28 protein-coding genes are annotated in these 25,630 nt (G+C 45.9%); 24 read left to right on the forward strand and 4 right to left on the reverse strand.

All coding sequences use genetic code 11. The annotated features are described in order from the left end of the window. Positions 1-283: 283 nt before the first annotated feature. Both metG and ABEW32_RS16050 read left to right on the forward strand, forming a co-directional pair. Positions 284-2,302 carry a methionine--tRNA ligase gene (metG, locus tag ABEW32_RS16045; RefSeq protein WP_430189209.1) on the forward strand — a complete coding sequence of 673 codons (2,019 nt, stop codon included), beginning with the start codon at positions 284-286 and terminating at the stop codon, positions 2,300-2,302. 157 nt (positions 2,303-2,459) lie between these two features. Next, positions 2,460-3,176 (forward strand): cytochrome c biogenesis CcdA family protein, encoded by a 717-nt coding sequence (locus tag ABEW32_RS16050; protein ID WP_430190396.1) that lies wholly within the window; start codon positions 2,460-2,462, stop codon positions 3,174-3,176. Here the strand turns inward: ABEW32_RS16050 and splB are convergent. Beyond that, on the reverse strand, positions 3,169-4,233 hold the full coding sequence (gene splB / locus ABEW32_RS16055; protein ID WP_430189212.1) for a spore photoproduct lyase: 1,065 nt from the start codon (positions 4,231-4,233) through the stop codon (positions 3,169-3,171). The two genes, ABEW32_RS16050 and splB, sit on opposite strands and share 8 nt — an antisense overlap. A 250-nt stretch (positions 4,234-4,483) precedes the next feature. Here splB and mntR point away from each other — a divergent pair, with 250 nt between their 5' ends. The 3 genes from mntR to ABEW32_RS16070 all read left to right on the forward strand — a co-directional run bounded on the left by mntR (position 4,484) and on the right by ABEW32_RS16070 (position 7,876). Then, entirely contained in the window at positions 4,484-4,909 is a 426-nt protein-coding gene (gene mntR, locus ABEW32_RS16060) for a transcriptional regulator MntR (protein WP_007430946.1), read from the forward strand. A gap of 136 nt (positions 4,910-5,045) precedes the next feature. Next, a complete protein-coding gene (locus ABEW32_RS16065; protein ID WP_430189215.1) occupies positions 5,046-6,791 on the forward strand; it encodes a family 10 glycosylhydrolase in 1,746 nt (581 codons plus the stop codon). Between the two features lie 95 nt (positions 6,792-6,886). Beyond that, positions 6,887-7,876, forward strand: coding sequence for a patatin-like phospholipase family protein (locus tag ABEW32_RS16070; RefSeq protein ID WP_430189218.1), 990 nt, complete (start codon positions 6,887-6,889; stop codon positions 7,874-7,876). Between the two features lie 116 nt (positions 7,877-7,992). On the opposite strand, the gene ABEW32_RS16075 is transcribed toward ABEW32_RS16070, so the two are convergent. From ABEW32_RS16075 to ABEW32_RS16085, 3 genes are all read right to left on the reverse strand, one after another. Next, a complete protein-coding gene (locus ABEW32_RS16075; RefSeq protein WP_430190399.1) occupies positions 7,993-8,313 on the reverse strand; it encodes a hypothetical protein in 321 nt (106 codons plus the stop codon). 7 nt (positions 8,314-8,320) lie between these two features. After that, positions 8,321-9,313, reverse strand: coding sequence for a DUF1385 domain-containing protein (locus ABEW32_RS16080; RefSeq protein WP_430189221.1), 993 nt, complete (start codon positions 9,311-9,313; stop codon positions 8,321-8,323). Between the two features lie 262 nt (positions 9,314-9,575). Then, on the reverse strand, positions 9,576-10,577 hold the full coding sequence (locus ABEW32_RS16085; RefSeq protein ID WP_430189224.1) for an ABC transporter substrate-binding protein: 1,002 nt from the start codon (positions 10,575-10,577) through the stop codon (positions 9,576-9,578). Between the two features lie 261 nt (positions 10,578-10,838). Here ABEW32_RS16085 and ABEW32_RS16090 point away from each other — a divergent pair, with 261 nt between their 5' ends. The 19 genes from ABEW32_RS16090 (at position 10,839) to folD (ending at position 25,596) form a co-directional block, all read left to right on the forward strand. Then, positions 10,839-11,426 (forward strand): YqhR family membrane protein, encoded by a 588-nt coding sequence (locus ABEW32_RS16090; protein ID WP_430189227.1) that lies wholly within the window; start codon positions 10,839-10,841, stop codon positions 11,424-11,426. Positions 11,427-11,500: 74 nt separating this feature from the next. Beyond that, a complete protein-coding gene (locus tag ABEW32_RS16095) occupies positions 11,501-12,574 on the forward strand; it encodes a M24 family metallopeptidase (protein WP_430190402.1) in 1,074 nt (357 codons plus the stop codon). 33 nt (positions 12,575-12,607) lie between these two features. Then, entirely contained in the window at positions 12,608-13,165 is a 558-nt protein-coding gene (gene efp / locus ABEW32_RS16100; protein WP_013371789.1) for an elongation factor P, read from the forward strand. Positions 13,166-13,360: 195 nt separating this feature from the next. Continuing rightward, the gene (locus tag ABEW32_RS16105; RefSeq protein ID WP_430189230.1) at positions 13,361-14,614 is read left to right on the forward strand and encodes an aspartate kinase; all 1,254 of its coding nucleotides are present in this window, start codon (positions 13,361-13,363) and stop codon (positions 14,612-14,614) included. Between the two features lie 391 nt (positions 14,615-15,005). Further along, positions 15,006-16,001 carry a stage III sporulation protein AA gene (gene spoIIIAA / locus ABEW32_RS16110; protein ID WP_430189233.1) on the forward strand — a complete coding sequence of 332 codons (996 nt, stop codon included), beginning with the start codon at positions 15,006-15,008 and terminating at the stop codon, positions 15,999-16,001. Continuing rightward, positions 15,994-16,512, forward strand: coding sequence for a stage III sporulation protein SpoIIIAB (gene spoIIIAB, locus ABEW32_RS16115; RefSeq protein ID WP_430189236.1), 519 nt, complete (start codon positions 15,994-15,996; stop codon positions 16,510-16,512). Before spoIIIAA ends, spoIIIAB begins: the two co-directional genes overlap by 8 nt. Positions 16,513-16,524: 12 nt before the next feature. After that, positions 16,525-16,728, forward strand: coding sequence for a stage III sporulation protein AC (gene spoIIIAC, locus ABEW32_RS16120; RefSeq protein ID WP_010345636.1), 204 nt, complete (start codon positions 16,525-16,527; stop codon positions 16,726-16,728). 8 nt (positions 16,729-16,736) lie between these two features. Continuing rightward, positions 16,737-17,126 carry a stage III sporulation protein AD gene (gene spoIIIAD / locus ABEW32_RS16125; RefSeq protein ID WP_430189239.1) on the forward strand — a complete coding sequence of 130 codons (390 nt, stop codon included), beginning with the start codon at positions 16,737-16,739 and terminating at the stop codon, positions 17,124-17,126. 12 nt (positions 17,127-17,138) lie between these two features. Next, entirely contained in the window at positions 17,139-18,329 is a 1,191-nt protein-coding gene (spoIIIAE, locus tag ABEW32_RS16130) for a stage III sporulation protein AE (RefSeq protein ID WP_430189242.1), read from the forward strand. A gap of 38 nt (positions 18,330-18,367) precedes the next feature. Further along, positions 18,368-19,135 carry a stage III sporulation protein AF gene (spoIIIAF, locus tag ABEW32_RS16135; RefSeq protein ID WP_430189245.1) on the forward strand — a complete coding sequence of 256 codons (768 nt, stop codon included), beginning with the start codon at positions 18,368-18,370 and terminating at the stop codon, positions 19,133-19,135. Between the two features lie 16 nt (positions 19,136-19,151). Next, the gene (gene spoIIIAG / locus ABEW32_RS16140; RefSeq protein ID WP_430189248.1) at positions 19,152-19,793 is read left to right on the forward strand and encodes a stage III sporulation protein AG; all 642 of its coding nucleotides are present in this window, start codon (positions 19,152-19,154) and stop codon (positions 19,791-19,793) included. Positions 19,794-19,855: 62 nt separating this feature from the next. Continuing rightward, a complete protein-coding gene (locus ABEW32_RS16145) occupies positions 19,856-20,680 on the forward strand; it encodes a SpoIIIAH-like family protein (protein ID WP_430189250.1) in 825 nt (274 codons plus the stop codon). Between the two features lie 138 nt (positions 20,681-20,818). After that, entirely contained in the window at positions 20,819-21,310 is a 492-nt protein-coding gene (gene accB, locus ABEW32_RS16150) for an acetyl-CoA carboxylase biotin carboxyl carrier protein (protein WP_430189253.1), read from the forward strand. Between the two features lie 60 nt (positions 21,311-21,370). Continuing rightward, a complete protein-coding gene (accC, locus tag ABEW32_RS16155) occupies positions 21,371-22,714 on the forward strand; it encodes an acetyl-CoA carboxylase biotin carboxylase subunit (protein WP_430189256.1) in 1,344 nt (447 codons plus the stop codon). A gap of 125 nt (positions 22,715-22,839) precedes the next feature. Continuing rightward, positions 22,840-23,253, forward strand: a complete 414-nt coding sequence (locus ABEW32_RS16160) for an Asp23/Gls24 family envelope stress response protein (RefSeq protein ID WP_013310820.1) — start codon at positions 22,840-22,842, stop codon at positions 23,251-23,253. Positions 23,254-23,326: 73 nt separating this feature from the next. Next, positions 23,327-23,866, forward strand: coding sequence for an alkaline shock response membrane anchor protein AmaP (gene amaP, locus ABEW32_RS16165; protein WP_013371778.1), 540 nt, complete (start codon positions 23,327-23,329; stop codon positions 23,864-23,866). 15 nt (positions 23,867-23,881) lie between these two features. After that, positions 23,882-24,115 carry a DUF2273 domain-containing protein gene (locus ABEW32_RS16170; protein ID WP_013371777.1) on the forward strand — a complete coding sequence of 78 codons (234 nt, stop codon included), beginning with the start codon at positions 23,882-23,884 and terminating at the stop codon, positions 24,113-24,115. 136 nt (positions 24,116-24,251) lie between these two features. Next, positions 24,252-24,701: a transcription antitermination factor NusB gene (gene nusB / locus ABEW32_RS16175; protein WP_430189259.1), complete on the forward strand. Its 450-nt coding sequence runs from the start codon at positions 24,252-24,254 to the stop codon at positions 24,699-24,701. Positions 24,702-24,738: 37 nt separating this feature from the next. Then, on the forward strand, positions 24,739-25,596 hold the full coding sequence (gene folD, locus ABEW32_RS16180) for a bifunctional methylenetetrahydrofolate dehydrogenase/methenyltetrahydrofolate cyclohydrolase FolD (RefSeq protein ID WP_430189263.1): 858 nt from the start codon (positions 24,739-24,741) through the stop codon (positions 25,594-25,596). Positions 25,597-25,630 lie beyond the last annotated feature (34 nt).

Below are 25,630 nucleotides of genomic sequence, written 5' to 3' on the forward strand. Positions count from 1 at the left end.
GTCCTGGAGGAACCTTTTTCGAGCGTATTTGCCATAATTAGTCTGTGTTCAAGAGGCAATCGTAAGGAGAAGGCGTGATCCAGCGTTAATGGACGGTCAGATTGACCGATGAAGCCTGTATTCTGCGAGGGTACAGGGAATTTGGGTGGTAACGCGTGAGGTGACTCTCGTCCCATAGGGGCGGGGGTCTTTTTTGTGCCCAATTTGTGTCGAATTCATGAATTGGAGTACCTATCATGACAGTGGATCTTTTACTGCCGTGAACAAAACAGGAGGAACGTACATGTCTAGTGAGAACACATTTTACATTACAACACCGATCTATTATCCCAGTGACAAGCTCCATATAGGTCATGCCTACACGACAGTAGCGGGTGATGCGATGGCTCGTTACAAGCGGCTGCGGGGTTATGAAGTTCGTTATTTGACAGGAACGGATGAGCACGGCCAAAAGATTGAGCAAAAGGCAAGTGCTGCCGGTAAAACACCACAACGTTTTGTAGATGATATTGTGGCAGGTATCCAAGACCTGTGGCGGAAGCTCGACATTTCCAATGACGATTTTATTCGTACTACGGAGGAGCGTCATAAGGCTGTTGTACAGGAAATCTTTGATCGCTTATTAAAGCAAGGCGATATTTACAAGGGAGAATACGAAGGTTGGTACAGTATTCCTGACGAGACTTACTACACAGAAACTCAGCTTGTTGACGTAGTGAAGGATGCTGAAGGCAATGTGACTGGAGGTAAAAGCCCAGATAGTGGACATCCTGTTGAACTGGTCAAGGAAGAGAGCTACTTTTTCCGCATGAGCAAGTATGCTGATCGGTTGCTGCAATTTTATGAAGAGAACCCGCAGTTTATCCAACCGGAATCCCGGAAAAAAGAAATGATTAACAACTTCATCAAGCCGGGACTAGAGGATTTGGCTGTTTCCCGTACAACTTTTGACTGGGGTGTTAAGGTCAAAGGGGACCCGAAGCATGTCGTATACGTGTGGATTGACGCGCTTTCCAACTACATCACAGCCTTAGGCTATGGCTCTTCCAATACCGAACTATACGATAAATTCTGGCCAGCAAATGTGCATATCGTAGGTAAAGAGATTGTACGCTTCCACACGATATATTGGCCAATCATGCTGATGGCACTGGATCTCCCGTTGCCCAAAAAAGTATTTGCACATGGTTGGTTACTCATGAAAGATGGTAAAATGTCGAAATCCAAAGGCAATGTGGTAGACCCGGTAACGCTGATTGACCGTTATGGTTTAGATCAACTTCGGTACTACTTGCTGCGTGAGGTGCCTTTTGGAGCGGATGGAACATTTACACCTGAAAGTTTTGTAGATCGTGTTAATTCGGATTTGGCCAATGATCTGGGCAATTTGTTAAATCGTACCGTGGCGATGGTAGACAAATATTTTGACGGCAAAGTTCCCGCTTATGAAGCTAATGTAACTTCATTCGACGCAGCTTTGGTAGACATGGCAGCATTGACTTATAGCAAAGTAGAAGAAGCCATGGAAAATATGGAATTCTCCGTAGCTTTAACGGCGATTAGCCAATTTATTAGCCGCAGCAACAAGTATATTGACGAAACACAGCCATGGAATCTGGCTAAGGATGAGGCAAAACGCCGCGAATTGGCATCTGTTATGGTGCATTTGGTAGAAAGCTTGCGTATTGCTTCCATTTTACTTCAGCCTTTCTTGACGCGTGCTCCTCATCAAATTTGGGAACAGCTCGGTATTCGTCAAGGGAAGCTGACTACATGGGATAGCGGAAAGCAGTATGGACGTATCCCTGAAGGAACACAATTGGTCAAAGGGAATCCGATCTTCCCTCGTCTGGACTCTGAGCAAGAGGTTGCTTTTATCGTAGAAGCAATGACTGGAGGTAAGAAACCGGAGGAAGCTGCTACACAAGCTCAACCACAGAATACATCTGAGGGGAGCCAGGAAGCACCGGAGACGAAGGAAGAGATTGGCATTGAGGATTTTGCCAAGGTAGAGCTGCGCGTGGCTCAGGTTGTCGCCTGTGAGCCTGTGAAGAAGGCCGATAAACTGTTGAAGCTCCAGCTTGATCTCGGTTATGAGCAGCGCCAGGTGGTATCAGGAATTGCGAAGTTTTATACGCCTGAAGATATCATTGGGCGCAAGGTGATCTGTGTAACCAATCTTAAGCCAGTAAAACTTCGGGGTGAGCTGTCACAGGGTATGATTTTGGCAGCATCCCATGGGGATCAGCTTACATTGGCTACTGTACCGGAAGGTATGCCGAATGGCGCAGTTGTAAAGTAAAAGGCTATGTAAAAACGTAATGAGCGTATGTTCGGGAATCAAGGTTCCCGGGCATACGCTTTTTTGGCTTGCATCATAATTTTCTCTGTCTATACGTATGTTTTAAAAGGTAGGCTTGTATCTGCGTATTCACTAAAACAGGTGGGAGGAAACAATGATGTCAGATGTCAACGCCGGGTTGGCCATCGTTGCCGGGCTGTTTTCTTTTTTTTCACCGTGCTGTTTGCCACTATATCCATCCTATTTATCGTACATAACAGGAATGTCAACACGTGAACTGGCTGAAGGGCGGCATAAGGCAGAGGTTCGTTATCGTACGATGGGACACACGCTTGCTTTTGTATTAGGCTTTTCGGTTGTCTTCTATTCACTGGGTGCAAGTGTCGGGTTGCTTGGACAATGGTTTGCCAATTATGGGGATACGCTAAGAGTTGTAGCGGGGCTTCTTATTATACTCATGGGTATGATATCTCTAGGTTTGGTACGTCCCTTATTTCTAATGAGAGAGCATAAGCTGCGTTGGACATGGAAGCCTGCCGGATACGCCGGTTCCTTTGTAATCGGAATTGGGTTTGCGGCAGGCTGGTCGCCCTGTATCGGTCCCATGCTAACAGCTATTATTGCTTTGGCGGCAGTAGAGCATCACGTTTGGTTCAAACTGATTACTGGTTATGCACTTGGTTTTGCAATTCCGTTTTTTGCATTAGCTTTGCTGGCAGGCACTGTTAGGTTATCTTCCCGTTATACTTCCATCCTTGTCCATACAGGCGGTATGTTGCTTGTAATCACTGGCGTTTTGCTGGTAACGGATCATATGACAGATGTTACGCTTTTTTTACAACGAATTACCCCGGATTGGATGCTAGTTATGTGAAATACTCGATGCGACTTAAAGGAAAATGTTCAAAAATGCGTTCTGTGATAAACTCTCGCAGTGCATTTTGCTGTTCATCGGGATAAACATATTTATTTTGGCCCCAGCGGCCCCATTTTTTCTTACGTTTCTCTATGTCCATTTCCAGTTTGGTTTTCGGATAACGTTTCTCAATAACAGCTTTGGATGTTTTGGTGAAGCGGTGTTGAATTAATTCAAATGTAAGATCTTGGGTAGCATGCTGAGGCAAGGTTTCTCCCAATTTACGCAGCAACTCTCCGTAGCCTTCTTCCCAGCCGTCATACCAAATAATGGGGGCAATAATGAACCCTAGTGGATAACCGGCTCGTGCGACTTTACCTGCTGCTTCAATACGTTCAGCGAAGCGCGAAGTCGCAGGTTCAAACTGTTTTATAACATAATCGGAATTAATACTAAAGCGGATGCGAGTATGACCGTTATGTTGAATATCCAGCAATGGATCAACATGATGATATTTAGTAACAAAACGAAGTCGGCCAAATTCCTCATCTGCCATAAAACGAATCAAGTCTCCAAGCGATCCAGTGATGTGCTCCAAACCAACCGGATCGGAGGTACAGGCTGCTTCGAAACGAGTAATTTCAGGCGCGCGTTCCTCGATATAGGCTCTAGCTGCTGATATGATATCGTCAGTGTTGACATAGATGCGAATATATGGCTTTGCTCCCAATGTTGTTTGTAAATAACAGTAGTGACAGTGCCCCATGCAACCAGTCGAAATAGGGATGGCATATTCGGCAGAGGGCTTGGATTGGTCAAAAGTTAATGTTTTACGGATACCAACAACCAGTGTCTTTTTTGCCATTCGGTATTTTTCAACTTCGGTTTCACCTGGTAAATTGGTAATTCGGTTGTGAAAGGTCGTCATCCGATACGGAATATCCTTGGCCTTGACCCAATCCATAATACGCTGACCTTTGGGATAATTCAGCGCGTCTGGTTCAAAAAACACCAAGTCGGGCATGAAGGGCTTGGTTCCTCTGGTTTGGACAGGAGTACGCTCAAGCGTAGACATGGCTAACGCTCCTTTCGAATAATTCTCAGTGCTCTGGTGTCCAACTCTAACGCATCTCCACAGAAATCAACGATACAGGGGCGACATGGTTAGTGTACCCGGCTTAAATTGAACAAATCGTGGCAATAGATGTGAGTGGAGGGACGAGACTTGCCAATGAGCGATGATAACATGTATCATTACATAGTAGGTTTAATGCAGGAAATGAAGGCGGTAAGCGCCCGTTCAATAACAGAAAAGAGGGAAACAAGTGCCAACGCCAAGCATGGAAGATTATTTGGAGCGCATTTACCAACTGATCGATGAGAAGGGATATGCTCGTGTCTCGGATATCGCAGAGGGTTTGGAGGTGCATCCTTCGTCCGTCACCAAGATGATTCAGAAGTTGGATAAGGACGATTATCTTGTATACGAGAAGTATCGGGGACTGATTTTGACACCGAAAGGGAAAAAGGTCGGCAAACGGTTGGTTGACCGCCACCAGTTACTAGAGCAATTTCTGGATATGATTGGGGTTGACAAGGACCTGATATATAAAGATGTGGAAGGTATTGAACATCATTTAAGCTGGGATTCCATTACCCGTATCGAGACATTGGTTGAATATTTTCGCCGAGATGAAGATCGCTTGCGCCAGCTTCATGACATACACAAGGAATTGAGTGGTGATTCCTAAAAGCATCTGTCCTTACGGACGATGCTTTTTTATTTGTCCTGACCGCAACAAATAACCGGTTATTAGCGTCTATCCATTATATAGCAGGACAAGATAGGGGTTAAAATTAACAGGGTTAGCGGAGGATTGTAACGATATGAATCGGAAGAAAATAGGGCTAATGGCTGCAGGTCTGCTCTTAGCAGTACAGACTGCCATCGTGCCTGGAGTTCAAGCAGCATCATCTGGTGAGATTGAGATTATATTGGATGGACAGTCCCTGCAAAGTGATGCGTCACCGTATATTGTGCAGGGAGCGAATGTCACGATGGTTCCATTGCGTGTAATTAGTGAGGGGTTAGGCGCTCAGGTCAACTGGTCAGCTTCGTCTGGTACAGTAACGATTACAGCACAGAACAAAAATATATCTATGGAGAATGGGGCCCAAAGCGCTACTGTAAATGGAAAGTCGGTTCGATTGGACGCATCTGCGCGTATGTCAAGCGGGAGAGTCATGGTACCCCTGCGTTTTGTTGGGGAAGAGCTGGGCTTAAAAGTAGACTGGCAAGCCTCAGAACGGGTGATTACGTTAAGCAGTGGTAAAGAAGGTGCCTCTACTAGTGGGAACACTTCTTCCGTGGGAAGCAGTAGCTCATCATCAAATACATCAGCGTCTGGCAATCAGGAAAGTGTAATCACGGATCAGGGAGCCAAGGATGATGGACAGGACGTTGCCAACGCATCTTCCACATCTACTAATGAGGACAGCTCAGGTTCCTCCCAGGAAAATGTGGCTCAGGTAAAGGCTACAACCTCGATGCGAGGAGCATGGATTTCCACCATTAATGGAGATTGGCCTTCTTCTGCTGCTCGAAGCAGCTCCGAGAAGCAAAAGCAAGAGTTTACAAAAATGCTCGATGATCTGCAGGGCATGGGAATTAATGCAGTATTCGTTCAGGTTCGTGCCAGCGGTGATGCGCTCTATCCGTCTGATCTTGTGCCATGGAGCAAGTATTTAACGAATACTCAGGGTAAAAATCCAGGCTATGATCCGTTGAAATTTATGATTAACGAGTCACATAAGCGAGGGATGGAATTCCATGCCTGGTTTAATCCTTTCCGTGCTAATTCTACAGGAACAACCAGCAGTTTGGCAGCAAACCATGTGGCTAATCAACATCCGGATTGGATTGTTAAGAATGGCAGCCAGTTGTACATCAATCCAGGAATTCCGGCTGCACGTCAGCATGTCATTGCTGCAATTATGGAAGTCGTAAACGGTTATGATATTGACGGTGTTCATTTGGACGATTATTTTTATCCTTACAGCGGGACTTTTGATGATGATGCGACCTTCAAAGCATATAACGCCAACAAAATCTCTAACAAAGGTGACTGGCGTAGAGATAATGTGAATAGTTTCGTTCGCGATTTGGGCAAAAGCATTCATGCCAGCAAGTCGAAAGTTCAATTCGGGATTAGTCCTTTTGGGGTGTGGCGCAACAAATCCCAAGACTTAACGGGTTCAGATACCAAGGCTGGCGTTACTGCGTATGATACGACGTTTGCAGATGTAAGAACTTGGATTAACAATGAATGGATTGATTATGTAGCGCCACAAATTTACTGGAGTATCGGCTTCCCGGCGGCTGGCTATGACAAACTTGTCGCATGGTGGTCTAATGAGGTCAAAAATTCAGATGTTAAACTGTATATTGGCCATTCCCCTTATAAAATCGGCACTCCTGAAAAAGGATGGCAATCAGCTCAAGAGTTAATTAAGCAGCTTGAACTGAACGAGAATTATAAGCAGGTCAAAGGCGATATTTATTTTAGTGCACAGCATTTGCGCAAAAATCCATACGGACTCATTCAACTTCTTCAAAATTATTATCAATTATGATATAAATTGGATCATTTAGGTTCTATATGGACCTCCGTTCTCATACATAAGCAGTAGAACTGCTTACTCCCAAGAGAACGGAGGTTTTTTGATCTATGCTGATCAATGCTGTGTTCCAGGGTGGAGGGGTTAAGGGAATATCGCTGGCGGGTGCAGTGAAGGCTGCGGAGGAGCATGAAATTGTATTCAATCGGTTGGCAGGTACATCATCAGGTGCCATTGTAGCTGCTTTATTGGCTGCGGGATATACAGCGGATGAAATGAAAGCCGTAATTGAGAAAACTCCCTTGGTCAAGTTGTTACGACGTTCTCCAGTGTTCAACATCAAGTGGGTTGGGCCAGCAGCACGTATCTTTCTTAAAAAAGGGCTCTACTCCGGGGAGGCACTGGAGCATTGGGTACGCGAGCTGTTACGAGCTAAGGGAGTGCGTACGTTTGCGGATTTGCCTCCTGGTAAGCTGCGCATTATTGCATCAGACATCACGAATGGACGCATTTTGGTGCTTCCTGAAGATATCAAACGTTTTGGGATAAACCCCTCTTCACTGGAGGTAGCTAAGGCCATTCGGATGAGTACCAGTATCCCTTATTTTTTTGATCCTGTTATGTTAAGACTTGATTCTGCACTTGCCAAGGGAAAAACCTTTTCCCAGCAATTTGTATTTGTTGTCGATGGGGCTTTGCTCAGCAATTTGCCTTTGTGGCTTTTTGATGAGCCTGTAAATGAACGAGAAGCCAAAACGATTCCAACGGTAGGGTTTCAAATGGTGGGCAAAACAGGAACAGAGACCAAGGTTTCTTATATACGGGGCCCATTGACCATGCTGCAGGCTATTTTTGATACAATGCTGTCGGCACATGATGAACGGTATATTGAGCAGGAGAATCGGTATCGGACGATTAAAATTCCAACTTTGGGTATCCGCACAGCACAATTCAGCATTTCTCCAGAGCAAAGTGATTTATTGTATGCTTCCGGAGTGCAGGCAGGAGAAGCTTTTTTCCACAAATGGAGCATTACTTCTTACCAGCAGCAGTATAGTAAGTATCAATTGATGAAAGATACCATGTACGCCATGAAATAAGACACACTTATTGTAATTAAAGTTTATTTTAAAAAAGTAAAAAAGGAGCCTCATCCCGGTCATATCAAAACACGGGTGATGGCTCCTTTGTGCTACATTTTAAAGGATGATAATGATTAATGGTATTTGGGTTGTTCCTCTTCATTTTTGCCCTTGGAACCTTCAATAACATGAAAAGGATACGATTTGCGTTTGCTTGTAGTCTGCTGTTTACGTGCACTGGCTGTTTTGGCCATGGTGCGCGCAGAGGGCTTAACTTTAGGTGTTCGCTTCCGCTGTCCTGGTTGGTATTTGTACAGCAAAAATATAACTGCAAAAACTAAGACGGGAATCAGTAAACTCATAAGAAAGCCCCAGCTACCTTTCCATAGCATATCCACAATTCCATATGCACCCAAAGCAAGGGTAAGCCAGAAAATAACGGCATGTCTGTACATCATTCACTCATCCTTTCACAGGATCAAGGACCGGACTGTTGAGAGTCTCCTTTACAGGTACATTTTCCAACTCAGCATCCAATTCAAGCATACGCTTAAAAGAGGCAATCGATACCTCCACTTGATCATCGGTCGGTTCTTTGGTGGTAAGCAGTTGCAGCCACAGGCCGGGGTAGCCTAGATAACGAAGCACTGGAATTTCCCGTAGTGCATTGGTTAGCTTGAGAAACTCAAAAGAAAGCCCCAGCACAATCGGAAGCAGTAAAAGACGTTGCCCCATGCGTTCCCACAGATTATCGTAAGTAAACAGGGAATAGACGAGTACCCCGATAATCACAGTGAGCATAATAAAGCTGCTGCCGCAGCGATAATGCAGTCGGCTATATTTTTGTACGTTGGCTGGAGTCAGTTCTTCACCTGCTTCAAATGCAGTAATTACTTTATGCTCCGCACCATGATATTGAAATAATCGCTTGATTAACGGAGTTTGGGAAATCCCCCATAAATAAGCCAGCAGCAAAATCAGCTTAATAGCTCCTTCCGCGAGGTTATGCAAAATCTGATTGTGAAACAAACCGCCAAACAGGAAATTCTCAACAACGACTGGAACAAGGGTTAATACAATTTTACCAAAGAGGAAGGACAATATACCGACCGCAGCCACACCGATCATCATGCTCAGGCTCCAACGGGATTCCTCTTTTTTCTTTTGTTCAGCACGTTCTTCTGGATCTACTTCATCATCAGCATATGCATCGGCTGAATAGTTCAAATGCTTAGTGCCCTTGGCACTGGAGTCAATAATGCTGACAATGCCACGCAACAACGGAATTCTGCGGAATTTGGACACCCAGGATTGCTCCTTGCGTGGTACTTCCAAATATGTGATTTCGCCAGATTTGCGGCGAACTGCCGTGACATTGACACGCTTGCCGCCGAACATGACACCTTCAATGACTGCCTGACCGCCGTAGCTCACAGGCTTGGATGCTTGTGACAACCGTCTCACCTCTCTTAATACATGCTTTTTTGTATATTGTATCGAATTTGGAAGGGAATATCTAGTTAGACGAAATTGGGATATGGTGACCTGCTATTTTTAACTTTTGAAAAGGATAAATAGTTATTTCGGAGAAGGTGAAATCCTAGGAGTGGGGGGGCATACCACGGATTTAAAAAAGCATTTATGAGAGCGGCTTGGCCGTCCCCATAAATGCTTAATATCACCTAGTTATAATCTGGGCGGTATCGTTGGATCAAACTTATTGTGTGATTGCCCCGACAACTTGATCAACCAGTCCCTTTGAGGAGACCGGGCCGCCAAACGTCCATGTTGTACTGGCCAACGGATAGGTACGTTTTTCTTTGACGAAATTTAGACCATTCCAGACAGAATTATTTTTCATAGATGAGCCGAAAACATTATCATCCGGCTGTACAATATAGATAAAGTTACTGTCCTGAACAGCTGACAGAGCTTCAATGCCTACCGTTGAAAAGCCATATGATTCAACCTTGCTTGGTTTCCAATCGTTAACCAAACCGATCTTCGCCAGTGTTCCTACGACAACTGAATTATCCGAAAACATACGCAGACTGGCTGCATTTTGCGAAGTGAAAGCCTGTGTCAGTAGAAAATGGAAATTCGATTTGTCTGCCGCGGTGAGTTTTTGCTTGGCTTCGGCATAATGCTGATCCAGTTCGGCAAGCACTTGCTTTGCTTTATCCTCTTTTCCAAGAGCGACTGCGATACTGTTAAAAATACTTACCATCTTATCATAGTCGTAGCCGTTACCGTCGTTCAAATTATATTCGATTGTCGGTGCGATGGCCTTGAGTTGCTCATAGATAGCCTCATTCCCATCAAAGTTGGATATGATGAGATCCGGCTTTAATGCAGCGATTGCCTCCAGATTAGGCTCGTTGCGTGTACCGACATCGACCACGTTACTGTCCAAAGCCGCCTCTGGAGTCACATACACCTTATAGTTGGCATTGTCCGCATTACCAACTGGCTGAACGCCCAAGGCAATCAAATCCTCCGTAAATGTCCATTCAAGCACCACGACACGCTGCGCGGGTTTGTCAAGCGTGAGTTCACCACGATTATGATTTACTGTCACTGGACCGGTCGCTGCTTCAGTGGGGTTGCTGCCCGACGTAGCTGCCTGACCTTTATCCGCTGCTTTGTCAGCTGCTCCGCAGCCTGTTAGTGTGAGCATAAAAGTAAGTAACAATAAGAATCCGATTAATCCCTTTTTCATAGACTATATTCTCCTGTATATATGTATTATAAAATGATAATGATTATCATTTTCATCATTATATTATGAGATAGAATTAAAATCTTGTCAATGAAAAGATTATTAAATTCACTCTTCAACTTCATTATTAAACTGCCCCCGATTGGAGCATACTACCTTTCAAAATGGATTGCATGAATCCCAATGGAGGTACATGTTTTTCCTTATAACCATGAGCCTCTACCACGAGAAAAATGTATGCATTTTGAAAGGAGATCCTATATGAGCGAAACTTACTCTATACCCAAACTAGGTCATGATCAGAAGCAGTCTCGTGAAACTCAAGATCAACGTAATGATGACAACAGTAGTAGAGGCAGACAACAGTCAGGCAAAGTGCATACACCGCTTATTCCCTTTGCGCTTGAGCTGGGCTTTTTTGCCGGGTTGCTCTGGGGATTGCTGCGCTGGCTGTTTTATACGCTGCACTTTACAGTAGTGGCGCCCAGCTTTCTGGCAGAGCCGTTTTTCAAGCATTCGTTCATGAACACCATGGCAGGACATCTGGTAGGACTGCTGTTTTTTATTGCATTATCCGTGGTAGCGTCATTGGTGTACACACTGATTTTACGCAGATTTAATGGCCCTATACCCGGCATTATATATGGTCTGATTTGGTGGGTTGTTTTATTTGTGTTAACTGGCCCTAAGTTGGGGATGATGAAGCCTCCAAATCGGTTAACGTGGAATTCCATATATACGGAAATTTGTGTATTTTTATTGTGGGGACTATTTATCGGATATACCGTCGCTGTCGAGTATACGGATGAAAGGATGCGCGAGCCTGAGAAGGCTGGGGACAGAACGTAACAAAAACTTCTCAAGCGCCTATCCCCTGTGTTAAAATAGCATTTGGTTATTTGACAGAGGGGAGCGGAATGAAGATGAAGAATGACCGGGTGCTAAAGTTGCGGCAGGCGCTGGGCGAGCATAATCTGCGGGCTATGCTGATTACTAGCCCTGTCAATCGTCGATATTTGACAGGCTTCACAGGTTCAGCGGGTTATGTGCTGATTACAGAATCCCATAGCTATTTGCTGACTGACTTTCGTTATATGACACAAGCGGCTGAACAAGCCCAAGGCTTTACGGTAGTGCAGCACGCTGCGCAGGTCATGGAAACAGTGAAAGAATTGCTGTCCTCCCATCAGATTAGCGAAACAGGCTTTGAGCAGGATGATGTAACTGTTGCGACACATAAAGCTTATAGCCAAGATCTGTCACCTATTACGCTGGTTCCGGTATCGGGCATTGTGGAAAAGCTGCGGGTGTACAAGGATGTGGAAGAGCTGGAAGTGATGCAACGGGCAGCGGATTTGGCAGATGCTACATTTGCACACATTTTACCTTACATCAAACCAGGAGTCAGCGAGCGTGAGCTGGATCTGGAAATGGAATTCTTCATGCGCAAGCAGGGAGCTACTTCTTCTTCATTTGACACGATTGTGGCATCCGGAGTTCGATCGGCATTGCCTCATGGAGTAGCTAGTGCAAAGTTAGTACAAGCAGGTGAGCTGATTACGTTTGATTTTGGTGCGTTGCTGGATGGCTACTGCTCCGATTTGACACGTACTGTGGCTACACAAGGGGATTTGGCGCCTCAGTTGCGCGAGATCTACGATATTGTACTTAAGGCGCAGCTTCACGCACTCGAACATATTAAGCCGGGAATGACAGGCCGTGAAGCAGATGCGCTGACCCGGGATATTATCGCAAGCCATGGCTATGGAGACAATTTCGGACACAGTACCGGTCATGGTCTGGGTCTTGAAGTGCATGAATCTACACGTCTGTCGAAGGCAAGTGATGATATTCTGGAGCCGGGCATGGTCGTAACGGTCGAACCAGGTATCTATGTGCCTGGATTGGGCGGAGTACGAATCGAGGATGATATCGTTATTACAGATAGCGGCATCAAAGTATTAACACATTCGAGCAAAGAATTTACAGTCGTTTAATAACGATAACAGTCCTGTAGGAGGGGTATTTTAGTGATTAACGTTAATGATTTTAAAACAGGTTTGACCGTCGAGGTAGACGGAGATATTTTTACAGTGCTGGATTTCCAACACGTAAAACCGGGTAAAGGTGCAGCATTCGTACGCTCCAAGTTGAAGAACCTGCGTAACGGTAATACGGTTGAACGTACATTCCGTGCGGGTGAAACCATCGGCCGGGCGCAAATCGAAAATCGTGGCGTATCTTACCTGTATGCTAGCGCAGACGATCATACATTCATGGACAACGAAACATATGATCAATTTACATTGTCCAGCGATCAACTGAAATGGGAGCTTAACTTCCTGAAAGAAAACATGAATGTAAATATCATAAGCTACAACGGAGAAATCCTGGGTATTAACCTGCCTACCAGCGTGGAACTCAAAGTAATTGAAACAGAACCAGGTATTAAAGGAAATACAGCTACAGGTGCAACCAAAAATGCTAAACTGGAAACAGGCTTGAATGTTCAAGTTCCTCTGTTTATTAACCAAGATGATGTATTGTTAATTGATACTCGTGACGGCAAATACATGTCTCGCGCATAGATTTCACTGCTTTAAGTTTCCTCTGTCCTTGTTAAGGGCAGGGGATATTTTTATATGTACGAAAATTAAAAAACAATGGCTCCGCACAGCACTTTCGTATTATACTGTACTAAAGTTATGCCGCAGGATGTCACGTTCAAATCGTTTGGTGCCATCTTAAGGTTACATACTGTGAGTCTGAGGGAGTGAATATCGTTGTCTTTGTATGTCATGAAATTCGGAGGCAGTTCCGTCGGTGACACGGAGCGCATGAAACGCGTGGCAAAACGCGTTGTTGAGAAACAGAGTGAAGGGCATCAATGTGTAGTGGTCGTTTCCGCAATGGGAGACACGACAGACGACTTGATTGACCAGGCCAAATTACTAAATGAGCAGTTGCCTGCACGTGAACTGGATATGTTGATGACGACAGGCGAGCAAATTTCAATCGCATTGTTGTCGATGGCTATTCAGCAACTGGGTCATGAAGCGGTATCGTTTACGGGATGGCAGGCAGGCTTCCGTACTGAATCTGACTTTGGTCGGGCACGGATTACGGATATTCAACCTCAGCGTGTGCTGGATGCACTGAGCAGCAACAAGATTGTTGTTGTAGCTGGTTTCCAGGGAATGTCTGCAGATGGAGATATTACGACGCTGGGTCGTGGGGGTTCTGATACGACGGCTGTTGCGCTGGCGGCAGCAATTCAAGCGGATGCCTGTGAAATTTACACGGATGTGGACGGCATTTATTCAACAGATCCACGGATCGTGAAGGTGGCACGTAAGCTAAAAGAAATTTCTTATGATGAGATGCTGGAATTAGCCAATTTGGGTGCGGCTGTGTTACACCCCCGTGCAGTAGAGTATGCCAAACATAACCGGGTGCCGTTGATTGTGCGGTCCAGTTTTAACCATAATGAAGGAACAGTCGTAAAGGAGGATGCAGTAATGGAGCAAGGCGTTGTAGTCAGTGGAATTGCATATGATAAAAATGTAGCAAGAATCAGTATTTTGGGCGTTGCAGATATCCCCGGTGTACTGGCAAAAGTATTCGGAACACTGGCAGCAGCCAAAATTGATGTAGACATTATTGTACAGAGCGGGGTTGAAGCTGGCAAAGCAGACTTCTCCTTTACAGTAGCTCTGACAGATCGTGAAGCTGCACTTAAGACGCTGGAAGGTATTCGCGAAGAGCTTCCATACCGTGAAGTAACGTCTGAGGAAAATCTGGTGAAGGTATCCATCGTAGGTGCAGGAATGGTTAGCCACCCGGGTGTTGCAGCACAAATGTTTGCCGTGCTGGCTGAGCAAGGCGTTAGCATTAAAATGGTAAGCACATCCGAAATCAAAGTATCGTGTGTAATTGAAGCTGGAAAGCTTCATGAGGTTATTCAAGCGCTGCATACAGCTTATAACCTGGATACCGAGGAGCAAGCGTTTGTGGGCGGACCTAAAGACCGCCGCTAATAATATCCATGTGATCCAGAGAGAGGCTTAACGGGGGAAAGTTGATATATTATTGGCTCCCTATGTATAGATTGATAAAATATAGAATAGAGAAATAGTTTGAGAGGTTGTTCCATCAGTGAGAGTCAGACTGTGGAGCAGCCTCTTTTTGCTTTAAATCTATCTTTTTTCTCCCAACGGCATCCCTTAGCCAACAAGGCTACGGGGATGCTTTTTTTATTATGTAAATCAGAAGAAGGGGCTTGAGCAAGCGGGAGAAAGGCCTGCTGAGCGTGGATAGAAGTGAGCAAATGTTCGACTAGGTTTTCAATATATTTTCGTCATAAAAAGCGAGAGTCAGCCATAGACTTGTCTTAAAGAAAAAGGACAACTGTGAGGGGGCGGCACTGGTATGGAATGGCTGGAGTTATTTCCGGAACCTCTACACGGTATACTCGGAAGGCTTCCAGAATCGGTATTTAAGCAACTGGAAGAAATCCGGGTCCGGGAAGGAAGGCCGCTGGAAGTTAATGCAAATGGTGATCATCATTTTGTAACGACTGCTGGTCAATTGACTTTGAATCCTGTTGAAGCCTATAAGCCTAATCGCGAGGATGCCCATCGATTACTGGATTTTATCAGTAATCATTCTCTGTACACCATGGAAGAGGAGCTTCGCAAAGGGTTTATTACGATCCCTGGCGGTCATCGTATTGGCTTGGCAGGGAGAACTGTACTCAACCGAGGGCGAGTAGAGCATTTGAGGGATATAAGCAGTTTTAATGTACGAATAGCTCGGGCTATTCCCGGCATAGCTGATCGGATTTTGCCTTATGTAGCGGACCGAAAATCCGGAATAATACGTCATACACTCATCTTGTCACCGCCTCAGCATGGCAAGACGACGTTGCTTAGGGACTTGGCCCGGCAACTAAGTTACGGAGGGATGCAAAGCAACGGAGGGCGACGAAATGGACTTAAGGTGGGCATTATAGATGAACGCTCTGAGATCGCCGGTAGCCACAAGGGCATCCCCGGTTTTGATGTCGGGCCTCGCACCGATGTATTGGACGGATGCCCGAAAGCAGAGGGGATGATGATGATGATTCGCTCGATGTCACCGGATGTCCTGATTGTGGATGAAATCGGGCGGCCAGAAGATGCGGAGGCGGTGCGTGAAGCGCTTCATGCAGGCATCGCAGTCATCGCTTCCGCACATGGTCGTGATGTGGCTGAAATGGCGAGCCGATCTGCCTTTGCCGGATTAGCTACAGGACAGGAGCTGTTCCAGCTCTATGTCATGCTGGAGCGGACGAGCCGGGGCGTCTCTTTTCGGCTGGCAGATGCCAAGCAGCGCAGGTTAACACTGCCTGGGGAAGGGCAAAACGGGGGCATCTCCTATGCTTAAACTGCTGGGAGCTGTCTTGGTTATATTAGCCACAACACTGGCAGGTTGGCAACGGGCAAGGCAGTTTGCCATGAGGCCGCAGCAAATCAGAGAGCTAATTCTCGCACTGCAAAGACTGACCACCGAGGTTTCTTACGGGGTGTCTCCGTTACCAGATGCTTTTGCCAAGACAGGAGAGCCCTTGCGAGAGCCGCTGCGCACCCTGTTTCAGCAAGCCTCACGCAGGATGCACCCCTCTTTTGGCCTGACCGCCAGAGAGAGCTTGCATAAAGCGATTGAAGAATCGTGGAGCCGTTCCTCTATGAAGAAGGCCGAGAAGGAAGCGATGCGTCAGCTTGCGTACAGCCTTGGAACCAGCGACCGTGAAGACCAGATCAAGCACATTGCGCTGACTATCCAGCAGTTATCCCATGAAGAAGCGCAGGCGCAGGCAGATCAGGTGAGATACGAGCGTATGAGCAGAAGCTTGGGACTGCTGATCGGAGCATTGATCGTCATTTTGATCTATTAGCGGGGTGCTCGAATGAATTTAGAAGTGAACGCAATTTTCCAGATTGCCGGAATTGGCATTATTATCGCTATGATTCATACCGTACTAAAGCAAATGGGCAAAGAAGACATGGCGCACTGGGTGACGGTCATCGGTTTCGTTGTCGTGCTGTTCATGGTGGTGCGAATGCTGGATAACCTTCTGCAAGAGATCAAATCTATTTTTCTTTTTCAGTAGGTGAACACATGGAAATCATTCAAGTGGTGGGCTTCGCTCTCGTTGCCACAGTCCTCATCTTAGTTATCAAGGAACAGAAGCCGATGTTTGCCTTTTTGATTGCAACAGCTGCGGGAATCATCATTTTTTTGCTGCTGATTGGCAAGATCGGATCTGTGGTTGCCGTGCTGGAGCGACTAGCCAGGTCTTCAGGCATGGACATGATTTATTTTAAAACCGTATTAAAAATAATCGGCATCGCTTATATTGCCGAATTTGGAGCACAGATCGTACGTGATGCGGGACAAGATGGCATGGCTTCCAAAATAGAGCTTACTGGAAAGGTACTCATCATGGTACTCGCAATCCCGATTATCAGCATTATTATTGATACCGTTCTGAAGCTGATGCCCGCCTGAGGGGGTGATGCCATGAAAAGGCTGGGGGGCATGCCGAATGTCAAAGTCATTGTGATTTTGCTGCTATGCTTCTGGTGCGCCTCGGCGGCGGTCCTCTTTGCAGATACACCTACAAACGAATGGATCAAACAACAGGCGGAGCAAATGCCCAAAGATGATGTTGAACATTATTGGGACGGACTCATGAAGCAGTACGGCGGATTTTTCCCTGACCAGAAAACGCCTTCTTTCATGGACATGCTGCTTCCAGGTGGTGAAGGATTCAGCATAAAAGGTGTGCTGCTTGCCATAGCTGATTTTTTCATCCATGAAATCCGAGTGAATGCCAAGCTGCTCGTCACCATCGTTATGCTCAGCATTATGAGTATGGTACTGGAAACGCTGCAAAGCGCTTTTGAAAGCAAGCAGGTCAGCAAGGTTGCCTACGCTATCGTGTACATGGTCATTATCATTCTGGCGATTAATAGCTTTAGTGTAGCGATCGGTTATGCCAAAGAAGCAATTGACAGCATGATTCACTTCATGATGGCGATGTTGCCCTTATTATTTACCATGTTGGCTTCGATGGGTAACGTTGTCACGGTTTCGGTGACCCACCCGCTGATTGTATTTATGATCAACACGGTCGGAACAGTCATTCATACGCTTGTTTTCCCGTTGCTGTTCTTCTCGGCTGTGCTGTACTTGGTCAACTCGCTAACAGGCAAATACAAGCTGACTCAGTTAGCTGATCTACTGCGGAACGCTGGGGTTGCCGTGCTCGGCGTGCTTCTGACTATTTTTCTAGGAGTCATTTCGGTACAGGGATTAACCTCTTCGGTTACTGACGGATTAACGATTCGCACAGCCAAATATATTACAGGTAGCTTTGTTCCGGTGGTAGGCAAGGCGCTGGCAGATGCGACGGATACGGTCATTTCGGCATCACTGCTCGTTAAAAATGCCATTGGCCTTGTAGGAGTCATCATTATTTTGTTCCTGTGCGCTTTTCCTGCGCTCAAGATTCTGACGTTGGCTCTCATTTATAAAGTGACTGCAGCAATCATGCAGCCTTTGGGGGATACGCCTATTGTGGAATGTTTGGATGCCATCGGCAAGAGTATGATTTATGTTTTCGCGGCACTGGCGGCAGTGGGATTAATGTCCTTCCTTGCGATTACCGTCATGCTCGCAGCAGGCAACATGACGGTCATGATGAGGTGAATATATGCACACAATCCAACGAAAGGGAGGCGAGTGACGTGACCTGGCTGGGGGGCTGGCTCAAGGAACTGGTGCTAATCGTGCTACTAGCTTCTTTTGTCGATATGATTTTACCGAGCCGATCTATGGAAAGGTATGTCAAACTCGTTCTCAGCCTGCTTATTTTGTTGACTTTGCTATCACCGATCGTGCGCTTGCTGAGCAGTAGCCCCTCAGAGGTTCTGGGGCGTGCATTGGATCTACAACGCCAGGCAGAGACAGGTAACAGGGGACCGACATTGGAGGAGATCTTAGCCAAAGGCAAACAGCTAAAGCAACAGCAGGAACAAAGCTCCTTGCAATGGGCAGGCAAAGAGGTCGCTAAGGAGATGAAGGGGCAGCTGGAGCAGTACACCGGGTTAGCAATTCAGTCGGTCCAGGTGACCCTTGCGCAGATTCAGCAGAAAGAATCGGGACTAGAAGCAGGAATGGGTGTTCAGTCAGTAGTGATCAAATTGGCGGAGCAGAAGGCGGAAGAAGAAAAAAATACAAACATCCTGCCAGTTACAGATATCAAGCCGGTTATTGTGGAGCCTGTAGCTGAAAAGACAGTGAATATTCGTGTGGAGCCGACACCTTCAAAAACCTCTAATCTTAATGAAGGAACGCGAAAAGATGATCGTAGTCCTGACGAAACCACAGAGAATGACAAACCTGCGGATCAGAAAGCTTTTGGCTTAATAACAGGAATTCTACGTGAAAAATGGGGGATCGACAGCACACATGTTCAGGTGATTAGTGCGCCAGATGGAACACAGGAATGGTAACAGGAGGTGAACCAAATTGGGGAAATGGATGAAAAAGCTGGAGCAATGGATGGGTGGAGGGGCAGACGGAGCGAAAAGGTTCAATTCATTTCGTTGGCTGATTATTCTTGGCCTCATCGGTGTAGCGATCATGCTCTTTAATTCATTCGTTAATGTGAAAAAAGTCGACCCTGAAAACGTAGGGCGAGAACCGCCAGGCGTAATAAAAAATGAGCCTGCGTTAGAAACAACGGTAGGAGAAGGCAGTTCCTTTGCCGGAATCGAGAAGGCTTTTGAGGACAATATGAAACAGATGCTGGAGCAGATTGTCGGCGTAGGAACCGTCGATGTCATGGTTACGGTGGACTCTACCGAAGAAGTGATTGTTCAACGGAATGTGAAGGACATGCAGCAAGAAAATAACGAGACGGACGTCAATGGTGGACAAAGGCACAATACTCAATATACGCGCGATGGCGAGATTGTCACCTATGAATCATCGGGCGGTCAGCATACCCCGATTGTTACTAAAAAAGTAAAACCACAGGTAAGGGGAGTGCTTGTTGTAGCTATGGGAGCGGAAAACCCTACCGTGAAGCAGCTCATTGTGGATGCTGTGCAGAAGGGACTGAACGTGCCTGCATACAAAATATCAGTCGTTCCGCGTAAGCAGGGATAATATGGGATTGGGGAATAAAGAAGTTAATATTGCAAACCACTTATGAATATGGAGGACGGAACATGAATAATAAAAGACAAACCGTTTGGCTGGTGTCCATGCTGAGTTTAATGGTGGTACTGTCTGCATATTATTTGTTTACGGAGGACTCGAGCCCGGCTAATCCACCAGTGGCAGACAGCGAGCAGGTGAGCAAGGTTAAACAGGATGCTGCCCAGGAAGCAACAACAAAGGCAGAAGAACAAATGAACGAGCTGAAAGTGAATGAAGTGGTAACCAACGGAGAAGTAACAGGCGGAACTGCAGAGACTTCCACAAAGCCAGACACAGCTACTACAACTGATTCAGCAACAGAACCATCAAAAGGTGATAAAGGCACAGCTGCCGCCTCTGCTACGGACACGGCTACTTCTGATCAAAATTCAACTGCGGCTAAGACGGACACAACAGCAAAAAATGGTGACAAGGCAGCTTCTAGTGCCAAAACCGACAAGCAGGTACTTGATCAAGTGGCAAGCGAACAAGCAGCCCAACCAACAGCAGCAGCTGTGATTGACAACTATTTGCTAGAGCGGGATGTAGAAAATCAAAAGAAAAATGACGAGCTGACTACTGCAATGAATGATAGTACACCTCAGAAAGCCGCAGAAGCGCAAAAGGAATTACATGTGCTTGAAGATAAACAGGCCAAAATTACTGGCATCGAGGAAGAGCTACAGCAGCAATTCGCCAATGCAGTCGTCCGTGAGGAGGATGCGGATAAATACAAAGTAGTGGTTTTAAGTGAAAAACTGGATGCTAAGCAAGCGGTGACAATTGTCGATAAAGTTATGAAGGAATTAAATGTTACGCAAGACAAGATCAGCGTCCAGTATGTTACACAATAAGACAAAAAACGCGAAAAAGCCCGGATTTCTGCATAATCCCGGGCTCTTTCTATTTTTAATGATTGTGATATAATACATAAAGCTGTTTCAAAAATGTTATCAGCAACCGGCAAAATGCTGAAGGAGTGATTAATAGAGATGTTTAAATTAAGCGAGATTAAGGAATTGATCAAGCTGGTGGATGAAACGTCTGTGCATGAGCTTGAAATTGAAAATGAAGGAACTCGCCTGATGATCCGTAAACCGGGTAAAAGCGAGATCGTTACGGTACAGGCTCCTGTAACAGCACCTGCTTATACAGTGGCGCCACAAGTTGCAATTCCGAATCCACAAGTACAGTCCGATGTTGGACATGCAACTGCTGGAGAACCAAAGGAATATGCAGCCAATCTACATAAAATCGTATCTCCGATGGTAGGCACTTTCTATAGTTCTTCATCCCCGGATACGGCCCCGTATGTGAGTGTCGGCAGTAAAGTAGGCGATAAAACAACGGTATGTATCATTGAAGCCATGAAGTTGATGAACGAGCTGGAAGCTGAAGTGAAGGGCGAAATTGTGGAAATTTTGGCCGAAAACGGACAGCTGGTTGAGTATGGCCAGCCACTGTTCCTTGTGAAACCGGAGTAAAAAGCTTGCTTGTCCCTTTTTTGAGGGTTCGGCAAGACTGCTCCCAGGGAGGATAAAGTCATGACATTTCAAAAAGTATTAATTGCGAACCGTGGAGAAATTGCGGTTCGTATCATTCGCGCTTGCCGCGAAATGAATATTTCGACAGTTGCCGTATATTCGGAAGCTGACAAGGATTCGTTACATGTGCGTCTCGCAGATGAGGCTTACTGTATCGGGCCGACGTTGTCTAAGGACAGCTACCTTAATTTTACGAACCTGATGAGTGTTGCTACATTGACTGAATGTGATGCCATTCATCCAGGTTACGGATTTTTGGCGGAAAATGCAGACTTCGCTGAAATTTGCGAATCGTGCAATATTACGTTTATTGGCCCTTCTCCTGATGCAATTAACAAAATGGGAGATAAGGCTGTCGCCAAGCAGACCATGAAGAATGCCGGAGTTCCGGTTATTCCAGGTTCAGACGGACTGGTTGAGGATGTGCAGGATGCAATCAGCATCGCACGTGATATCGGATATCCGGTAATTATCAAGGCCACTGCAGGTGGTGGTGGTAAAGGTATTCGTATCGCTGAAGATGAGGATAACCTTATCCAGCAAATCACGACTGCTCAGCAGGAAGCGCAAAAGGCCTTTGGCAATGCGGGTGTGTATCTGGAAAAATATCTGACCGGTATGAAACACGTGGAAATACAGATCATTGCGGACAAGCATGGTAATGTTGCCTATTTGGGCGAACGGGACTGCTCTGTGCAGCGTCGTCGTCAGAAGTTATTGGAGGAAGCACCATGCCCAGTACTTTCGCAGGATGTTCGTGAAGAAATGGGACAGGCAGCTGTTCGTGCAGCTTTGGCGGTTCAATACTCTGGCGCAGGCACGCTTGAATTTTTGCTTGGTCCAGACAATAAATTCTATTTCATGGAAATGAACACACGTATTCAGGTAGAACATCCAGTCACAGAAATGATTACTGGTGTAGACCTGATTAAAGAGATGATTTCGGTCGCTGAAGGGCATCCGCTTTCCTTTACTCAGGAAGAAGTCACGATTAATGGGTGGGCAATAGAATGCCGCATTAACGCTGAGGACCCTGATCGTAATTTTATGCCTGCACCGGGAAAAATCGGATTTTATCTGCCTCCAGGCGGTCCTGGAGTACGGGTAGACAGCGCTGCTTATCCAGGTTATAGCATTCCTCCTTATTATGACTCTATGATTGCCAAGCTGATTGTATGGGCGCCTACACGGCAGGAGGCGATTGCCAAAATGAAGCGGGCTTTGGCTGAGTTTGCTATTGAGGGCATACCCACTACGATTTCTTTTCACCAGCGTTTGCTGGAGCATCCGACCTTTATTGAAGGCGATTTTGATATTAAATTTTTGGAGGAAAACGAAGTTTAATCGGTATATTTCCTCAGTTTGTCATAATGAACGCCAAATGATATAGTATGGATAATAAGTGAGCATGTCTGCTTTGATATCCAAAGCTGGAATGAAACTTATTTTGACCGAAAGGTGTTGAAGGTATGAGCACAGTGCCAACCGAATTCGAACGTACAGAAATTGGGGAAATTCAAATTGCCCCGGAAGTTATTGAAGTCATTGCCGGACTGGCTACCGTTGAGGTACCAGGCGTAGCGGGAATGAGTGGCGGATTTGCTGGCGGATTTGCCGAACTGCTAGGCCGCAAAAATTTATCTAAAGGTGTAAAAGTGGAAGTCGGACAGCGTGAAGCTGCTGTAGACGTATCCGTCATTATTGAGTATGGTAACCGTCTGCCTGAGGTGGCTGCTGCTATTCAGCATAATGTTAAGCGTTCCATTGAAAACATGACAGGTCTTAACGTGGTAGAAGTGAACGTGCAAATTCATGATGTTCAATTCAAAAATGCTGAAAAAGTAGAAGAGCCGGAAGTGCTGGGCGCCGGACGGGTTAAATAGAGTGATACTTTGTACAAACCCCCGACCCTTATGGGTCGAGGGTTTACTCTAATTTAAGGAGGCTGTGCGTTTCGTGGCTAAAGTTATGGACAGACTTCTGCTGTTCTTGTACAGCTTAAGTATCGGAATTATCTCCATTCTCGCCATCCTCCTTCTGAGCGGGGCCATTCCGTATGTTTTAAGTATTGAGGATGAGCGAGTGGTGTGGTTTACCAGCTTGATTATTGCGGGAGTTCTGTTGTTATTGAGCCTTCGGGTATTTTATATCTCAATTCGACGGAACCAAACCGTACAGCATTCTATTGATCAGCGAACCGAATACGGTGATATTCAGATTTCGGTGGATACCATCGAAAACCTGTGCCTCAAAGCGGCTTCCCGATTTCGCGGGATGCAGGATCTGAAAGCACGCGTTCGTGTGTTGGAATCGGGACTTGATATTACGATTCGGGCGATTGTTGACGGGGAAAGCTCCATTCCAGTGTTAACCTCCGAGGTACAAAAGGGGGTACATGACCATGTGGAAGAAATTACAGGAATTCCAGTGTCCAATGTGTCAGTGTACATCGCTAATGTTTCTCAGTCACCAAGCTTTAAGAGTCGTGTGGAATAGAGGTGATTTTCCCTGATGCCCTGGAAAGAAATATGGGGAAGTTACAAGGGCCGGATCATGGGGATCACGGCTGGTATTTTTTTCGGCTTTATTTATTTGTGGGCAGGCTTTTGGAATATGTTGTTCTTTGCATTGATGGTGTTCATCGGATATACGCTAGGAAGACGTAGCGATTCAGCGCTTGGTTCGTTCCTCCCTTGGAAAGAATGGAGCGAGTGGTTGTCGCAACGTTGGCGTCCTTTTAAATGAACCCTGTGATACGTGTTCTCCAAAATAGAGCTGTAGCTTATTTGCGCCCAACGGTTTTGGAGGATGCGTTCACAGGTTTTTTTGTGGAAATTGGTTAGAATGAAAAATAGATATAGGCAAGCGTAGGAGGCAGGGCATGAAAAGACGTCTGGCGAGGGAATTAGCGGTACAGAGTATGTACCATATGGAAATGAATGAAGTGGATGCAGCGGCAGCTGTAGACATGCTGCTTCAGGAAGCGGCTGAGGATAACGAAGCGGAAGTCGTGATTAAAAACGCAGCAGTGTTAAGAGCGTACGTTTTGGAGCATGTGCGTGGCACATGGGAGCACAAGGAAGCGATTGACGGGCTGCTGGCAGACTACCTGAAAGGCTGGCAGATCAGCCGACTTTCACGTGTGGATCGCCAAATTTTGAGACTTGCGGTATATGAAATGATTTTCCGCGAGGATGTTCCAGCCAAGGTAGCAGTCAATGAAGCAATTGAATTGTCGAAGCACTTTGGTACTGAGGAATCGGGTAAATTTGTCAATGGTGTACTGGGACGAGTTATACAAGAGCTGGAGCAATTGAAAGCACGTTTTTAATTAGAGACTACTGAATCAGGTTGGGGAGTGGATAAACATGTCAGCACCGATCATTGATGGTAAACAAATCTCTCAGGATATTCGGGCAAGCATTCAGCAAGAGGTCATTGGTTTGAAAGAACACCACTTTCAACCCGGACTGGCTGTTGTACTGGTAGGCGAAGATCCTGCTTCTCAGGTATACGTTAAAAATAAGGAAAAGGCGTGTCATGATCTCGGCTACTACTCTGAGGTTCATCGACTGGCGGCAGATACTTCACAAGAAGCATTACTGAAATTGGTGGATAAGCTAAATCATCAAAGTAATATCCATGGGATTTTGGTACAACTGCCGTTGCCAAAGCATATTCACGAAAAAGCTGTCATTGACGCGATTGCAGTGGAGAAAGATGTTGACGGATTTCATCCAGTAAATGTAGGGAATTTGGTCATCGGTGATGATAGCCTATTGCCATGTACTCCCGCTGGAGTCATTGAATTAGTCAAACGCGCTGGAGTAGAAATAGCTGGTAAACATGCAGTTGTTATTGGTCGCAGTAATATCGTGGGCAAGCCGGTATCATTATTGCTGCAGCGTGAAAATGCTACGGTTACGATGTGTCACTCTCGTACAGCGAATATTGCCGAGCTCAGTAAGCAAGCGGATATTTTGGTCGTTGCCATTGGTAAAGCCAATTTCATTGATGCTTCGTATGTAAAGCCGGGTGCAGTAGTTATCGATGTGGGAATGAACCGTCTGGAGAACGGAAAGCTGGCGGGTGACGTTGATTTTGAGAGCGTAAAGCAAGTATCCGGTCCGATTACGCCTGTTCCCGGCGGAGTAGGCCCAATGACGATTACAATGCTAATGCAAAATACGCTCGTAGCAGCCAAGCGCTCGCACGGTTTAGCATAAAGGCAGTTGCCTGTGGCAGAACAACAACGTATTT

Origin of the sequence: Paenibacillus jamilae, from assembly GCF_050482105.1 — a bacterium.
GTDB classification, from domain to species: domain Bacteria; phylum Bacillota; class Bacilli; order Paenibacillales; family Paenibacillaceae; genus Paenibacillus; species Paenibacillus jamilae_B.

Bases quoted from the DNA above. Each gene is read 5' to 3' on its own strand.
- metG (WP_430189209.1), top strand. From the start codon at position 284: ATGTCTAGTGAGAACACATTTTACATTACAACACCGATCTATTATCCC.
- ABEW32_RS16050 (WP_430190396.1), top strand. From the start codon at position 2,460: ATGTCAGATGTCAACGCCGGGTTGGCCATCGTTGCCGGGCTGTTTTCT.
- splB (WP_430189212.1), bottom strand. From the start codon at position 4,233: ATGTCTACGCTTGAGCGTACTCCTGTCCAAACCAGAGGAACCAAGCCC.
- ABEW32_RS16065 (WP_430189215.1), top strand. From the start codon at position 5,046: ATGAATCGGAAGAAAATAGGGCTAATGGCTGCAGGTCTGCTCTTAGCA.
- ABEW32_RS16070 (WP_430189218.1), top strand. From the start codon at position 6,887: ATGCTGATCAATGCTGTGTTCCAGGGTGGAGGGGTTAAGGGAATATCG.
- ABEW32_RS16075 (WP_430190399.1), bottom strand. From the start codon at position 8,313: ATGTACAGACATGCCGTTATTTTCTGGCTTACCCTTGCTTTGGGTGCA.
- ABEW32_RS16085 (WP_430189224.1), bottom strand. From the start codon at position 10,577: ATGAAAAAGGGATTAATCGGATTCTTATTGTTACTTACTTTTATGCTC.
- ABEW32_RS16090 (WP_430189227.1), top strand. From the start codon at position 10,839: ATGAGCGAAACTTACTCTATACCCAAACTAGGTCATGATCAGAAGCAG.
- ABEW32_RS16095 (WP_430190402.1), top strand. From the start codon at position 11,501: ATGAAGAATGACCGGGTGCTAAAGTTGCGGCAGGCGCTGGGCGAGCAT.
- spoIIIAA (WP_430189233.1), top strand. From the start codon at position 15,006: ATGGAATGGCTGGAGTTATTTCCGGAACCTCTACACGGTATACTCGGA.
- spoIIIAB (WP_430189236.1), top strand. From the start codon at position 15,994: ATGCTTAAACTGCTGGGAGCTGTCTTGGTTATATTAGCCACAACACTG.
- spoIIIAC (WP_010345636.1), top strand. From the start codon at position 16,525: ATGAATTTAGAAGTGAACGCAATTTTCCAGATTGCCGGAATTGGCATT.
- spoIIIAD (WP_430189239.1), top strand. From the start codon at position 16,737: ATGGAAATCATTCAAGTGGTGGGCTTCGCTCTCGTTGCCACAGTCCTC.
- spoIIIAE (WP_430189242.1), top strand. From the start codon at position 17,139: ATGAAAAGGCTGGGGGGCATGCCGAATGTCAAAGTCATTGTGATTTTG.
- ABEW32_RS16145 (WP_430189250.1), top strand. From the start codon at position 19,856: ATGAATAATAAAAGACAAACCGTTTGGCTGGTGTCCATGCTGAGTTTA.
- accB (WP_430189253.1), top strand. From the start codon at position 20,819: ATGTTTAAATTAAGCGAGATTAAGGAATTGATCAAGCTGGTGGATGAA.
- accC (WP_430189256.1), top strand. From the start codon at position 21,371: ATGACATTTCAAAAAGTATTAATTGCGAACCGTGGAGAAATTGCGGTT.
- ABEW32_RS16160 (WP_013310820.1), top strand. From the start codon at position 22,840: ATGAGCACAGTGCCAACCGAATTCGAACGTACAGAAATTGGGGAAATT.
- ABEW32_RS16170 (WP_013371777.1), top strand. From the start codon at position 23,882: ATGCCCTGGAAAGAAATATGGGGAAGTTACAAGGGCCGGATCATGGGG.
- nusB (WP_430189259.1), top strand. From the start codon at position 24,252: ATGAAAAGACGTCTGGCGAGGGAATTAGCGGTACAGAGTATGTACCAT.
- folD (WP_430189263.1), top strand. From the start codon at position 24,739: ATGTCAGCACCGATCATTGATGGTAAACAAATCTCTCAGGATATTCGG.